The sequence below is a fragment of the Gemmiger sp. genome (genome assembly GCF_036306485.1).
Taxonomy (GTDB): Bacteria; Bacillota; Clostridia; order Oscillospirales; family Ruminococcaceae; genus Gemmiger.
On record NZ_JAXJZK010000042.1, the window covers coordinates 1 to 12,982 of the forward strand.

The window sequence follows — 12,982 nt, forward strand, 5'->3', positions numbered from 1 at the left end:
GTGCTGAGACGAAAAAACAAAGGACAGTACCTGTTGTTGGCAGGGTGTTGTTTCTTCTCCTCTTTATTGATTACTGCCTATGCCTGCATGATGCAAGCGCCCACAATCCTTTCTATTTTGCCTGAGGGCGGCGATTCCAGAAAACAGGTCACGATGATCTTTGTGCTGGCGGTGATTGGTTGCGCGGTATTTACGACTTATGCTGCGGGGCTGTTCTTTCGACAAAAGTCTCGTGAAACAGGTGTGTTTTTGGCCCTGGGTGCCGCGAGATGTCAACTCCAAACGGAATTGAACAAGGAATTGGTTGTACTCTCCCTTGGTTCCTGTGTGGCCGGGGGAATTTTGGGTGGTCCTCTGGCCTGGTTTGTGTGGCAGATGTTCCGCATCTTCCTGGTGGACTCTCAGGAAATGACGCTGGCATTTGACCCCAAAGCGTACCTTTTTTCTCTCGGCTTTGCGCTCTATGTTGTAACGATGCTGTTTGTATTGGGCAGCCAATCCGTTAGCCGTACCAACATTATGGATGTCATTCAGGAATCCCATACCTCCGAACCGATCCGAGATGTAAAACAGTGGTATGGTCCTGTTGGTATTCTCTTGGTGGCGGTGGGTGCTCTGGCAGGGTATTTGATGCCCAGCTTTTTCATCCGGGTGCTTCATTGGTATGCGCCCTCTGTGGTAGATGCTCTGTTTTTCCTACCGGCACTCATCGGTATGTATATGATTCTGCTCCATACCGTTGTGAATGGTTGGGGAGAACGCCACAAATACCGGGACATCATCGTCACGTCTATGATGAAATTTCAAGGCAGACAGACGGTGCGGAATATGTTGGTTATGACGCTTCTCATCGCCGGTGCCTATTTTGCCGCTTTCTACGCGCCTATGCTCTCTACCAATTCGGCTTACAGTTTTGCAAGCCGCCCAGTGGATTTTGAGTACCACTGGCGCTGCGATCAGGACCTGCCGAATCAGGATGAGGTGAAGTCTCTGGCGGCTGACTACGGTGTGGAGCTTACATCCTGGGCACAGGTCACTACAGCAACCCTGGGCTGCGACGGGATCATCTCCATCGAGCAGAACAACGGTGCCATGGGAACCACCTATGTTACGGAATATCTTGAGATCGCATCCGGCGCTTCCTTCTTCTCTGAATCCGCATGGAACACCCTTACCGGTCAGAACATCGATCTGGCCCCTGGTACATGCGCCAATGTTCTGGACGATGAGGGCGGCAGTGACTACCTTTCCGGCGGCGATGTGAACCGGATTACCAACATGGTCACCGGAAAAAGCCTGTCCGTAACACCCGTCGAACCATTGCGTTTCACCATGCTTTTGGGCTGCTATGTACTGGATGATGCAGATTACGAAGCCATTTCAGCGGGTCTATCTGATCTTTGGCGAGAGACATGGGTGTTTTTTGATGTAGCGGATGTAGATGCCAGTTATCCTTTTGCAAAGGCTCTTTATAATGAAATCGTAGACCGGTCCGGCGATGAAGTGATGCAGTTGGATGCCTATGACCTGGTGTCCGAGCTGCTGGCAGAAGAGGCTGGTGAGCCCTATGAGTTTGACCGGGAGAATGTGGCAGCCTATGATTTTCCGGTAATGGACCGGGAGGACCGGGACAGCACAGAGTTCCGCAACTACTGGCTCTATATGCCCCAATTCCGGGTCTTAGATCAAAACGATTTTGTCACCACCATGGCCGTATTCCTTATGCTTTTCATCTTTATCGCTCTGATCTGCTTTGCGGCAGTCATTGTAATCGCCTTCACCCGCTGTATGACGATTGCGCTTACCAATGCGCATGTGTACGACGATCTTCGGCATCTCGGAGCCCCTAAGTCTTACCTTTTCCGCTCTGTTAAGGGGCAGGTTTCCAAGGTGTTCCTGGTGCCTGCTATTGTTGGTACTCTGATGATTGCGTCCTTCTATACCATGATCATGTATTTTAATGACAATCGTTTTACTCCTGGCGAGTTGGCGGGCATGGGTGCCTGTGCTGCGGTTGCCGCGGGACTGTCGTTGCTGCTCTACGGTGCGTACCGGTTTACCAGAAAAACAGTTTGCCGCACCCTAAGGATCTGACATAGAAAAATGCTGAATTACGATACCAAGCAGATGGCCTCTGCTTCCGAAGTGCGACATAAAAACTGCCGTTCTCATCGGCTCGGAACAGCCTCACAACTTTTTTTCGCCATAAAAAAGAGAGCTGACGGTTTTTATAACCAGTCAGCTCTCTTAGATGTGACAGGGGAAAAACTGCGTTTCAGGGCAGATTCTCCCGGATCAGACCAGTTCAGAACGGATCTGAACGGCCAATTTCGGATCATTGGTGATCACATCGGCGCCGGCCTGCATCAGCCAGCGGAGATCTTCCGGATCATTTACGGTCCAGACGCGGACGGCCAGGCCGCTGTTCAGATAGGTGGTTAGGAAATCCGCCATTTTGACATTCCACAGACCGGGATGCAGTCCTTTGACACCGTGAGCGGCGGCGTATTGCTCGACGTTGCAGATGATGTCGGAATACAGATAGGCGGTCTCCGCTTCCGGGGCCAGCTGTCGGATAGCTTCAATGCTGTAATGATTGAAGGAGGAATAGAGAATCCGATTTTCCATTCCCTTGAACTTGACGAGGTCCAGGACCTTCCGTTCGATGCCGTCATACCAGAGAATGCTGGTTTTCAGCTCGATATTGATGGAAAGACCGGTCGGCTGGATGAGATCGAGTACTTCCTCAAGCGTGGGGATGCGGACATCCGCAAAGCCGGGCATGTGATTGTCGGCGCACAGCGTTTTGAGTTCTTGCAGCGTATAGTCCTTGACCCAGCCGGTTCCGTTGGTTGTCCGGTCCACAGTTTCGTCATGGATAACAACCAGCTGATCATCCTTGGTCAGATGAACATCCAGTTCGATTCCGTCAGCACCCTGACGGGCGGCCAGGGCAAAGGCGGGCAGCGTATTTTCCGGGGCATAGTGGCTTGCGCCCCGATGGGCATACACACGGATTGGTTTCATGAACAGCGCTTCCTTTCATTTGGCGAGTGATCACTGCCCACATTATAGCACAGCAACTGCAATCCGGGCATCCGGTTGGCAGGATTTTTAGTTGTTTCCACCGATTCCGGAGCGCTTACCACACAAAGGCTGCCAACCTGTCCGCATGGTCTTGACAAACCCTCCCAGACAGGTTACTATGTAATTAGTTACCTATTATGAGGGGGTGGGACCATGCGAAGCACCATGCCGTTCGGACTGAAGATTGCAATCATCAACCGTGCTTTCCGTAAGAGACTGGATGAAAAAGCCGGCACCATGGGACTGACGGCGGTTCAGCTGCGCGTGCTGGGATCGGTCAGCCGACTGGAAGCCGCAGGGGAGACCGAGATCCACCAGAATGATCTCGAACGCATCGAACATGTGACACACCCGGCGATGACGAAGCTCCTGCAGAGACTGGAAAGCAAGGGCTTTATCCAGTGCGTCCCGAGTGCCCGGGACCGGCGGTACAAAAAGATCACCTGCACCGAGAAATCAACCGGAATTCATAAAATGATTCTCGAACAGGACGAGGAAGTCCTTTCTGAGCTTTGCAGGAATTTCTCGGAGGAGCAGAAGCGGACCATGCTGGAACTGGCAGACCGTCTTCTGGACAACATTGATTCGGAATCGTCTTTGATACCGGGAGATTGAATTCCCCAGGCAGCGTGCCGAGTATGGACTCGGACACTCTGCCTGCCTTTTTTGCTCAAATAGGTAACTAGTTACTTAATAAGGAGAGAATGAACATGGAAAACAGTGCATCCGAAAACAAAAGCCCTTTCTTGACAGAGCCGATCGGTCGGCTCATTGCGAAATTCGCCATTCCGTGCGTTATTTCGCTGTTGGTCAACTCGCTGTATAACATTGTCGACCAGATCTTCATCGGCTGGGGCGTCGGCTATCTCGGCAACGGCGCAACCAACGTTGTGTTTCCCATCACGATCATTGCGCTGGCGCTTTCTTTGATGATCGGCGACGGCGGCGCGGCGTATCTGAGCCTGAAACTCGGTGAAGGGGACATCAAGAGCGCCAAACGCGGCGTTGGCAATGCCATCACGATGGTAACCGTTGTGAGTATCCTGCTGCTGGCGGTCTTTCTGATCTTCATCAACCCGATTCTGACGCTGTTCGGTGCGACCGAAACCCTGCGTCCCATTGCGCTGGAATACGGCACCGTGATCGGCATTGGTCTGCCGTTCATGATGATTCCCGCTGCGCTGAACTCGATGATCCGCGCGGACGGCAACCCGAAGTACGCGATGTTCTCGATGGTGCTGGGCGCCATCATCAATACGGTGTTTGACCCGATCTTCATCTTTGTGTTCCACATGGGCGTGCGGGGCGCTGCCATTGCCACGGTGATGGGCCAGGTAGCGTCGTTTGTGGTGTCGGTTGTCTATATTTTTCGTTTCAAGAGCTTCCGATTTGATGTTTCTGCCCTCCGGCCCCGGTACAAGACCTGCATCAATGTGCTGAGCTTCGGAATCAGCAGCTTCATCACCCAGATTGCCATCACCATCGTGATGGCGCTGTCCAACAACCTGCTGGCCGGGTATGGCGCCGGCTCTATCTACGGCTCCGAAATTCCTCTGACGGCCATGGGAATTGTGATGAAGGTCAACCAGATCCTGATCTCCATCCTGGTTGGCATCTCGACCGGTGCACAGCCGATTATCGGATTCAACTATGGCGCCCGGAACTTCCGGCGCGTGCACAAAGCGTTTGACATTGCGCTGGTCACTTCGGAAATTGTTGCGATTCTCGCGTTCCTGATCTTCCAGTTCGCTCCGATGAGTGTTGTCTCGCTGTTTGGCTCCGAGGAAGGACTGTACAATGAGTTTGCAGTCATGTCCTTCCGGATTTTCCTGCTGTTCTGCCCGCTGACCGGCTTCCAGACAGTGGCGGCCATCTATCTGCAGGCGATCGGCAAACCGATCAAATCGGCGATCCTGTCTCTCTCGCGGCAGATCATCTTCTTTGTGCCGGCAGCCCTGATTCTGCCGCGGTTCCTGGGCGTTGTGGGGGTCCTCTGGACAGGTCCCGTGGCGGATGGCCTGGCGTTCATCCTCGCACTGGCGCTGATCATCTACGAGAGAAAACAGCTGAAAAAGTTGGCAGCCGCGGCTTGAAGCGGCGGCAAATTCTGATTCTGGAAGGAGAGAACAAACCATGAAAAACCGAGTCATCACGATCAGCCGCGAATTTGGCAGCGGCGGCCGCACGATCGGCAAGAAGGTGGCGGAGAAACTGGGCATTCCCTGCTATGACAGTGAACTGATCCAGAAAATCGCTGAGGAAACCGGCTTCAATGAAAAATATATCAAGGAGGCCGGAGAGTATGCCCCCGGCGGTTTCCTGTCCACACTGACCGGCCGTGCCTATGGACCGACCAATGAGGATTATCTGTGGAAGATCCAGTGCAAGATCATCGCGGGCCTGGCGGCAAAAGGTCCCTGCGTTATCGTGGGCCGCTGCGCCGATTATATCCTCCGCGACAAGGCGGATTGCCTCAAAGTCTTTATCCATGCGGACCTGGCGTTCCGTGCCGAACGTATTGTGAAGGAATACGGGGAACGGGAGGAATCTCCCGAGCAGCGCCTCAAGGACAAGGACAAACGCCGTGCCGCCTATCATCGGTTCTATACCAATATGAAATGGGGACATGCGCAGAATTATGATCTGACGCTGAACAGCGGAACACTCGGGATCGACAAGTGCGTCAGGATCATCCAGGAACTGTACTGAGTCCGGAACGCAAAAGCAAACCGGGCAATGAGCATGATAGGATTTCAAGACAAACAGGACCGGCCGGACTTCCTTCGGGAAAGACGGCCGGTCCGTTTTTTGTTGAGAAGACGCGGCGGATTCCGACAAAAAATCCCGCACTTGCTTTACAGAATCTTTCCCCGGCGTTATACTGGAAGCCGTGGAGGGAACGCCCATGAAAGAGAAAAAACAGCTGTTGTGGAAACTTTTCGTTTCAACGCTCTATCTCAGCGCATTTACGTTCGGCGGAGGCTATGTCATCGTCACGCTGATGAAAAAGAAATTTGTGGACGAGTACCATTGGATTCAGGAAGATGAGATGCTGGATCTGGTGGCCATTGCGCAGTCCTCGCCGGGGGCGATTGCCGTCAACGGGGCCATTGTGGTGGGGTATAAGCTGGCCGGCATGGTGGGCGTGGTTGTCTGCATTGTGGCCACGATCCTGCCGCCCTTTGTCATCATCTCGCTGCTGTCGGTGCTGTATGATGCCTTCTGTACCAATTTTGTGGTCGGACAGATCCTGCAGGGAATGCAGGCCGGTGTCGGAGCGGTGATCGCCTCGGTGGTCTATGATATGGGCGAAACGGTCCTCAAAGCCGATCACACCGTCTCGCTGGTCATTATGCTGGCGGCCTTTGCGGCAACCTGCTTTTTCGGTGTCAATGTGGTTTATGTGGTGCTGGTCTGTGCCGCCTTGGGCGTGGTCCGCACCCTGGCCGCCCGCAGGAAGGAGAAACCATGATTTACCTCAAATTGTTCTGGAGCTTCCTGCAGATCGGCCTGTTCAGCTTTGGCGGAGGCTATGCGGCCATCCCACTGATCCGGGACCAGATCGTTGTCAAACACACCTGGCTCAGTATGAGTGAGTTCACCGACCTCATCACCATCTCGCAGATGACGCCCGGCCCGGTGGCCATCAACTCGGCGACCTTCGTCGGCATCAAGATCGCAGGAATTCTCGGGGCGGTTGTTGCGACTTTCGGATGTATTTTCCCGGCCTGTATCGTGGTGACGGTGCTGGCCAAACTGTACCTCAAATACCGGACGATGGATATGCTGCAGGGCGTTCTGGCAACGCTGCGCCCGGCGGTCGTGGCCATGATTGCCTCTGCCGGGGTATCCATTCTCCTCACAGCATTCTGGGGGGCAGATCAGATCGGCCCGTTGGCACAGACCAGCTGGACCATGGTAATTCTGTTTGTGATCTGCCTGCTGCTGCTCCGGATCAGAAAAATGAACCCCATCGCGGTGATGGTGCTGGCCGGTGTGCTCAAACTGGCAGTGGCCGCAGGCCAGCGGTATCTTTTGTGAACAAGACAGGGAGGCACCTTCTATGACAATTCGAACAGCAACCGCTGAGGATCTCGAGGCCATTGCCGCGCTGGAAGCGGCGGGGTTTCCGCCGGCGGAGGCCGCCACCCATGACCAGATTGCCGACCGCCTGACGCAGTATGCGGACCATTTCTGGCTACTCTGGGAGGGCGATCGCCTGATCAGCCTGGTGGATGGGATGGTGACCGATGAACCGCACCTGACCGATGATATGTATGCCGATGCCACCATGCATCGGGAAAACGGCGCCTGGCAGATGATTTTCGGGGTTGTCACGGCGCCGGACGCGCGGCGCACCGGCTGTGCGGGAACCTTGCTTCGCCATGTGATTGAGCAGGCCCGCCGGCAGGGAAGACAAGGGATTGTCCTGACCTGCAAGGAAGCACTGATTCCGTTTTATGAAACGTTCGGTTTCCGGGAGGAAGGCGTGTCCGAGTCGGTGCATGGCGGCGTGAAATGGTATGAAATGCGGCTGACCTTCTGAATCTGCGCCGGACACCCGGATGAAAAAGACCGTACCGTTTTGCGCCGAGAGGACCGGTATCGGACAACTTTCAGAAAAATCTGTATTTTTTTGAAAAAATGCTTGACTTTTTGTTCGCGTCTGGTATAATAATATCTGCTGATGACAGCGAGCCCCCAGATGACCGGGTGTAGCGCAGTTTGGTAGCGCGCTTGAATGGGGTTCAAGAGGCCGTGAGTTCGACTCTCGCCACTCGGACCAAACAAGGGCTGGTTGAATCAGCAAGAAAACCGCGTAGCTTAGTCATTTGTTGACTGCTACGCGGTTTTTCTTTTTTGCTTGGGTTTTGCCCCTCAATAAAAAGTGTCAACAAAAAGTGTCAACAAACACAAACTTTCGGGGGATGGGGCTTTCCATGAACAAAGATAAAGAGGCAGCTTCCTTGTGCAGGGATGCTGCCTCTTTGCATTGAATAATACAGATTGCCGCCGTGATTTTTTCAGCGGTTTCGTTTGCGGGGGAGCTTTACTCTCCCTTTACGGCGTCAGGGGTGATCTGTTCAAAGTATTCGTCCGTGTCCATCAGGTCCGCGTATTCGGGACGGGAAAAGGAATTGTAAGCGTATTGCAGCATGGTTTTTGCGCCGTCCCGCTTGTCCTCTGCGGTATAGAACTTTCGGGCAATGAAAATACTATGCTCCCGTGCGTAGTCCATAATCAGCCGCAGCATGGTGCGGTTTCCGCTGGACCGGTCAAACATAGCTTCCAGGTCTGCGGCAGTCAACTTGAAAGCCCCCGTCAGCAGTTTGGCGTCGTCGGTTACGTCCGACCCGTTCAGCACGTCCGCGTCTTTCAGGCCGTCTTTATAGCGGTCCACAAGGGCCTGCACAGCGGCGCGGGCGGCTTCGATGGTATCCTGCTTTTCCTGCACCAGTTCGCCGCGCTTTTTCTGGAATGTTTGCGGGCTGTAGTAGCCTGCTTTCTGCTGCTCAAAGGCCGCAAGCGCTGCGTTTTTCTTATTGATCTCCGCTACATAGCGGCGGGTGGTGGTGCGAATGTCATTGCAAAAACTCATGGTGTCTTATCCTTTCTGCGGTTTCTGCCGCTGTCAGTGCTGAATGTAGTAAATCTGGCCGGTGCTTTTGTCGGTTACGATAATAAGCCCGCCTGCAAGTTCAATTTTCATGGTATCGGTGTTGGCGGTAGTCCTGGCGATGCAGCGGGCCTGTCGCTGTTCCAGCGTGGGCTGCTTTGTGCTGATTTTCCGCGTGGTGGTAAAGCTGTATTCGCTGCCGCTGATCTTGTCTGTGACGGTGGTTTCTGCGCCGTCCAGGACGATCTGCAAGGTGCTTGTGTCGAACAGCGTCAAACTATCCGCCGGGGATGCTGCGGCCGTTGTGGCGCTCTGTGTGCGGCGCTCTGGCGTTCCTGCACAGCCGGTGCAAAGGAAAATAAGGCAGGCACAAACAAGTGCAAGTGTTTTCTTCAAGGTATCACCTCATTTCAAAAATCATCATAAATCACAACTTCGGCAAGCCTGTCCAAAAAGGCAACCGCTTCGGCCTCTGTGGGGAATTCCCGTGTGTGTCCGTTATAGGCTGCCACCCAAACAGTCCCTAGCTTTGAAAGGATTCCCACACCTTCAGCGCTGCGATCTTCCAGCCGTTTAAGCCGGTTATAAAGTGCTGTGTTCACTCAATCACCCCCCGCCATTTCTTCCAGTGCCGTCAGACGTTCGGCAAAATCTGCGGTTTCCGTCAGCCGTGCCGTCTGTTCCAGCAGAACCCGCGCGGCGTTGAGCCTGTTTTGCTCTTGCTGGCCGTTTTCGCAAATCTCCACCAGTGTTTCCGCTGCCGTTGCTGTGTGCTTTTGCATAAAGCGAACAGTCCCGCTCAGTGCATCGGTTTGTGCTTGCTGCAGCTGTCGAACAAAATCCGGGTTTTGGCGGCGCTTGTAAAGCTGGCGCACAGATAGACCACACTGTTTTGCAGCCGCTTCCAGCGTCGCATTTTCCAGCAGTGCCGCAATAATCGTTTTATCCGGCACAGTTTTCCTCTTTGACAATGTCAGCCCCCCTTTCTGTCGGTGCTTTTCGGATTTCCTCAAGCTGCCGTTCCAGCTTTCGGACTTGCCGCTTCAAGCTGCGATTCTCGGTTGTCAGAATCCGGATTTCATGCAAAAGATGGGCAATCTTTTCACGCTGTAGCGAAACAAGTTCGCTCCATTCTGTAAACATAAGTTTTTACTCCTTTCCAACTTTGAGCAGTCGCAAAATCTCTGTGCGTTTCTGCTCCATTGATTCATCAACCCCCAAAGTTGCTGTTGGTGTTGTAGTTGTTGTTGGGGTTGTAGTTGTAGTTGCTGTTGGATATCGCCCGGTATCGGGTGATTCTTCCCGATAGCCTTTATCTGCTTGTCCATCGGCCAGACTGCTGCGCCATTCATCAAAACTGGGCGGTGTATCGCCTGATTTCTTGACTTCGCGGACAAATGCGGCGTATCGCTTTTGCAGAACTTGCGCCTGATATCGGATGGTATCACGATCAATTTTCGGTTTAATAAAATCCCATGCGACAGCAAGTGCAACGTCTTGCCCAAAGTCCGGGACTATTCCTGATTCGCCATAATCTAGCATTGCTTCAAACAGGAGGCCCTTTTGTTCGCAGGTCAAGCGGTTCAGACAGGGGCGAATATCAAAATACACCATTATGCCAGGCCGCATTTTTCACCCCTCCACTTCATCAAAAGCTATCTGGCCGTCTAGTTTCTGCAGCGCTTTCTTTGCTGCTGTAGCGGCAGCAAAACAACAGGTGCCACGGCTTGCCATAGATTGCACAAATTCCTGCAATTCAAGCCGCCCCTCCGGGCCATCCGCCGGGCGGTAATAGCCACCGTGCCCCCGGCAACTGGAAAGAATCAACGCGCCCGCTTTGCGCTCTTTTGCGATCTGTAAGCGCAAGTCCCGCGCCGTGCGGAAACCGGCCATTTTCGCAAGCGTTTTGAGCGATAAGGCATTTTCCCGCCCTTTGCCCAAAAGCCCCTCCACAGGCCCTTGTTCTCGCTCTGTGGGCGTGGTAAAATTGATTTGAGAAAGATTTGTCCTGGCAAGGAATTCTTTCTTGTCTGCCTGTCCTGCTGCTCCAACAGCAGGGCGGGCTTTTTCTTTTGTCATTCTGCATCACCCCCTTTCCCGGCGGGGTGGTTCAACTGCTCCAGCAGGCGGTCAAAGTTTACCAGGCAACGATTGCCCGAATATACACAGGGCAATTCATTCCGTTTCTCCATGAGCCGGAGGCAATGCTCTGACAGTATGCCTGTTTTTGCGGTTTCGCGGATGGTGAGAAATTTTGGAATACTTTGCATCATACGTTATCTTCCTTTCTACGTTTTAGGGGGTTGCACTTCGTTGCCTTTCGTGCTATTATGATGATAACATAAATGTTCCGAAAATGGAACCGCACGGTTACAAGAAAACGCGTTCCAATTTTCCTGTTTAGGAGGTCGCTTTATGACTAAAAGAACAAAATTCAATGAAACTTGGTTCGCAGTCGGGCAACGGGTGAAGGAGTGCCGCAAGATGCGCGGGATGACAAGACAGCAATTAGTCGATGCTATTGAATCTTTACCTGCAAACAACGGCAAGGATAGAAGCGAGAAGCAAATTGGATATATTGAAAGCGGTACACGTTCAATGTCCACCGAATATGCAGTTCTCATTTCAGAGGCACTAGACGTGAGCATCGACTATTTACAACTAAAGAGTGACTACAAAACCGAAACCGAGAGGTCACTCGCTGAATTCTCTAATTTCAAGACTGAATGGCAACAACGAATAGATGCAATGCGTGTTCTTGCATATCTTGCAGGGTATGAAATTAACCTATTTGAACAAAATGAAGGTCCGTATCAGATTGAAAAAGCCATTGAAAACATAAAAGAGGGCTATAAAATCATCAAAGACGGCAAAGTCCTTGCAACGTGTACGCTTGAGCGTTTCAATCTTTTGGCGCTTGATTGTCAGGAACTTGTGGAACAAAGAATAAAAAGCTATGTACGGGAGGTGTCCGACTAATGGCAAATATCACAATACGAAAGGACAAGCACGGCGTTATAAAATCCTGCCGCTGGCGGGCCTGTTTAGGACGCGATAGGACAGGCAAACAGCTGTGGGCCACCAAAACAGTTACCACCATTCCAGATGAGCGCACAGAGGCGAAAATCAGAAAGGCGTGGCAGCTTGAGGCGGACACATGGGAGCAGGGATTGCTGAACGGCACGGAAAGCTGCGACAACAGCACTTTCAAAGGGTTTGTAGAGGGTGACTTTTGGGAAATCCATGTAAAAGGGGGAAACCTCAAGCCTTCCTCTGTCGCGTTCTATACCAACATGAAACCCCGCTGCCTTGAGTATTTGGGGAACAAGAAGCTGACCGCGATCAAGCAGACAGACTGCGAACGGTTTCTTATTTGGCTGCGTGAGCAAAAACAAAAAAATGGCAAGCCGCTTTCGGCTGCCACACAAAAACACTACTTCAATTTTTTGCGGATTGTTTTTAGCTTTGCAGAGGAAAAAGGGTACATTGTAAAAAGCCCCATGCGTGGTATCAAACCGCCAAAGCAGCCACACAAAGACGTGGACTACCTGTCCCCGGCGGATGCCCAGGCGTTTCTGACAGCCTTACAGAGTGCCCCTTTACGCTGGCGGGCAATTATGCAGATTATGCTGTATCTCGGTCTGCGCCGTGGTGAGGTTTGCGGCCTGCAGTGGGGAGATATCGACTTCAACGAAAACACAGTCCGGGTACAGCGCAACGTGTGCTATACGGGAGCTGCCGGCGTTGTGGTCGGTGAGCCTAAGACGGCCAACAGTTTCCGTACATTACCGGCTCCCGCTGCCGTAATGGCAACGCTCAAAGAGTGGAAAGCAGAACAGGAAACCTATTTTAGGGAGATTGCCAATACATCAAAAACCACGCTTGTCATTACTCCGACCGCGTTTGTGTTCAGCGCCGATCTTGACCCGTACAGCCCGCAGTTCCCGACGCATATCACAAAGAAAGTCAAACAGTTTTGCAAGCAGCACGATCTTCCCGACGTTTCGCCCCACGATCTGCGCCACACTTGCGGCTCTTTGATGCTGGAAAGTGGCGTCAATCTGAAAGCTGTTCAACAGTTTTTAGGGCATGAAGATGCCGAAACCACTTTGAAATTTTACGCAGGCGTGGATGCCGAAAGTTTGCGCAAAGCTACCGCAAGCCTTGCCAATACTCTGGCCTCCGGCGTATAAAAAGTGTCAACAAAAGTGTCAACAAAGTTATTTTCCAGCAAAGAACGATATAATACAATAGGGGATGGAAACGGTGAATAATTTC

18 protein-coding genes and 1 tRNA gene are annotated in these 12,982 nt (G+C 52.5%); 10 read left to right on the plus strand and 9 right to left on the minus strand.

Going from position 1 to position 12,982, the window contains the following annotated elements; genetic code table 11:
* On the plus strand, window positions 1-2,094 hold a 2,094-nt coding region (locus tag U0L91_RS08335; RefSeq protein WP_330046015.1), incomplete at its 5' end, for an FtsX-like permease family protein.
* A 201-nt stretch (window positions 2,095-2,295) separates the two neighbouring features.
* Here U0L91_RS08335 and U0L91_RS08340 read toward each other — a convergent pair.
* Window positions 2,296-3,027, minus strand: a complete 732-nt coding sequence (locus U0L91_RS08340) for a glycerophosphodiester phosphodiesterase (protein ID WP_330046016.1) — start codon at window positions 3,025-3,027, stop codon at window positions 2,296-2,298.
* A gap of 213 nt (window positions 3,028-3,240) precedes the next feature.
* Between U0L91_RS08340 and U0L91_RS08345 the strand changes: the two genes are divergently transcribed.
* From U0L91_RS08345 to U0L91_RS08375, 7 genes are all read left to right on the plus strand, one after another.
* Window positions 3,241-3,702 carry a MarR family winged helix-turn-helix transcriptional regulator gene (locus tag U0L91_RS08345; RefSeq protein ID WP_330046018.1) on the plus strand — a complete coding sequence of 154 codons (462 nt, stop codon included), beginning with the start codon at window positions 3,241-3,243 and terminating at the stop codon, window positions 3,700-3,702.
* 95 nt (window positions 3,703-3,797) lie between these two features.
* The gene (locus U0L91_RS08350; RefSeq protein ID WP_330046020.1) at window positions 3,798-5,180 is read left to right on the plus strand and encodes an MATE family efflux transporter; all 1,383 of its coding nucleotides are present in this window, start codon (window positions 3,798-3,800) and stop codon (window positions 5,178-5,180) included.
* Window positions 5,181-5,220: 40 nt separating this feature from the next.
* Complete coding sequence (locus U0L91_RS08355) at window positions 5,221-5,796, plus strand: cytidylate kinase-like family protein (protein ID WP_330046022.1); 576 nt, start codon at window positions 5,221-5,223, stop codon at window positions 5,794-5,796.
* Window positions 5,797-5,992: 196 nt separating this feature from the next.
* The gene (locus U0L91_RS08360) at window positions 5,993-6,559 is read left to right on the plus strand and encodes a chromate transporter (protein ID WP_330046024.1); all 567 of its coding nucleotides are present in this window, start codon (window positions 5,993-5,995) and stop codon (window positions 6,557-6,559) included.
* Window positions 6,556-7,128, plus strand: coding sequence for a chromate transporter (locus tag U0L91_RS08365; RefSeq protein WP_330046026.1), 573 nt, complete (start codon window positions 6,556-6,558; stop codon window positions 7,126-7,128). Before U0L91_RS08360 ends, U0L91_RS08365 begins: the two co-directional genes overlap by 4 nt.
* Window positions 7,129-7,150: 22 nt before the next feature.
* Entirely contained in the window at window positions 7,151-7,633 is a 483-nt protein-coding gene (locus U0L91_RS08370) for a GNAT family N-acetyltransferase (RefSeq protein WP_330046028.1), read from the plus strand.
* A 163-nt stretch (window positions 7,634-7,796) separates the two neighbouring features.
* Window positions 7,797-7,873: transfer RNA gene (locus U0L91_RS08375), tRNA-Pro, on the plus strand.
* 264 nt (window positions 7,874-8,137) lie between these two features.
* On the opposite strand, the gene U0L91_RS08380 is transcribed toward U0L91_RS08375, so the two are convergent.
* From U0L91_RS08380 to U0L91_RS08415, 8 genes are read right to left on the minus strand one after another with little or no spacing between them, the layout of a single operon-like run.
* Window positions 8,138-8,686, minus strand: a complete 549-nt coding sequence (locus U0L91_RS08380) for a hypothetical protein (protein ID WP_330046030.1) — start codon at window positions 8,684-8,686, stop codon at window positions 8,138-8,140.
* A gap of 33 nt (window positions 8,687-8,719) precedes the next feature.
* On the minus strand, window positions 8,720-9,100 hold the full coding sequence (locus U0L91_RS08385; RefSeq protein WP_330046032.1) for a hypothetical protein: 381 nt from the start codon (window positions 9,098-9,100) through the stop codon (window positions 8,720-8,722).
* Window positions 9,101-9,114: 14 nt separating this feature from the next.
* Complete coding sequence (locus tag U0L91_RS08390) at window positions 9,115-9,306, minus strand: hypothetical protein (RefSeq protein WP_330046034.1); 192 nt, start codon at window positions 9,304-9,306, stop codon at window positions 9,115-9,117.
* On the minus strand, window positions 9,307-9,657 hold the full coding sequence (locus U0L91_RS08395) for a phBC6A51 family helix-turn-helix protein (RefSeq protein ID WP_330046035.1): 351 nt from the start codon (window positions 9,655-9,657) through the stop codon (window positions 9,307-9,309).
* Complete coding sequence (locus U0L91_RS08400) at window positions 9,647-9,847, minus strand: hypothetical protein (protein ID WP_330046037.1); 201 nt, start codon at window positions 9,845-9,847, stop codon at window positions 9,647-9,649. The genes U0L91_RS08395 and U0L91_RS08400 overlap by 11 nt, the downstream gene beginning before the upstream one ends.
* Before the next feature lie 6 nt (window positions 9,848-9,853).
* Window positions 9,854-10,333: a DUF6291 domain-containing protein gene (locus U0L91_RS08405; RefSeq protein WP_330046039.1), complete on the minus strand. Its 480-nt coding sequence runs from the start codon at window positions 10,331-10,333 to the stop codon at window positions 9,854-9,856.
* Between the two features lie 3 nt (window positions 10,334-10,336).
* Window positions 10,337-10,783 carry a hypothetical protein gene (locus tag U0L91_RS08410; RefSeq protein ID WP_330046041.1) on the minus strand — a complete coding sequence of 149 codons (447 nt, stop codon included), beginning with the start codon at window positions 10,781-10,783 and terminating at the stop codon, window positions 10,337-10,339.
* Window positions 10,780-10,977: a hypothetical protein gene (locus U0L91_RS08415; protein ID WP_330046043.1), complete on the minus strand. Its 198-nt coding sequence runs from the start codon at window positions 10,975-10,977 to the stop codon at window positions 10,780-10,782. The genes U0L91_RS08410 and U0L91_RS08415 overlap by 4 nt, the downstream gene beginning before the upstream one ends.
* Window positions 10,978-11,119: 142 nt before the next feature.
* Here U0L91_RS08415 and U0L91_RS08420 point away from each other — a divergent pair, with 142 nt between their 5' ends.
* Window positions 11,120-11,683, plus strand: coding sequence for a helix-turn-helix domain-containing protein (locus U0L91_RS08420; RefSeq protein WP_330046045.1), 564 nt, complete (start codon window positions 11,120-11,122; stop codon window positions 11,681-11,683).
* Window positions 11,683-12,897 (plus strand): tyrosine-type recombinase/integrase, encoded by a 1,215-nt coding sequence (locus U0L91_RS08425; RefSeq protein ID WP_330046047.1) that lies wholly within the window; start codon window positions 11,683-11,685, stop codon window positions 12,895-12,897. Before U0L91_RS08420 ends, U0L91_RS08425 begins: the two co-directional genes overlap by 1 nt.
* Window positions 12,898-12,982: the final 85 nt, after the last annotated feature.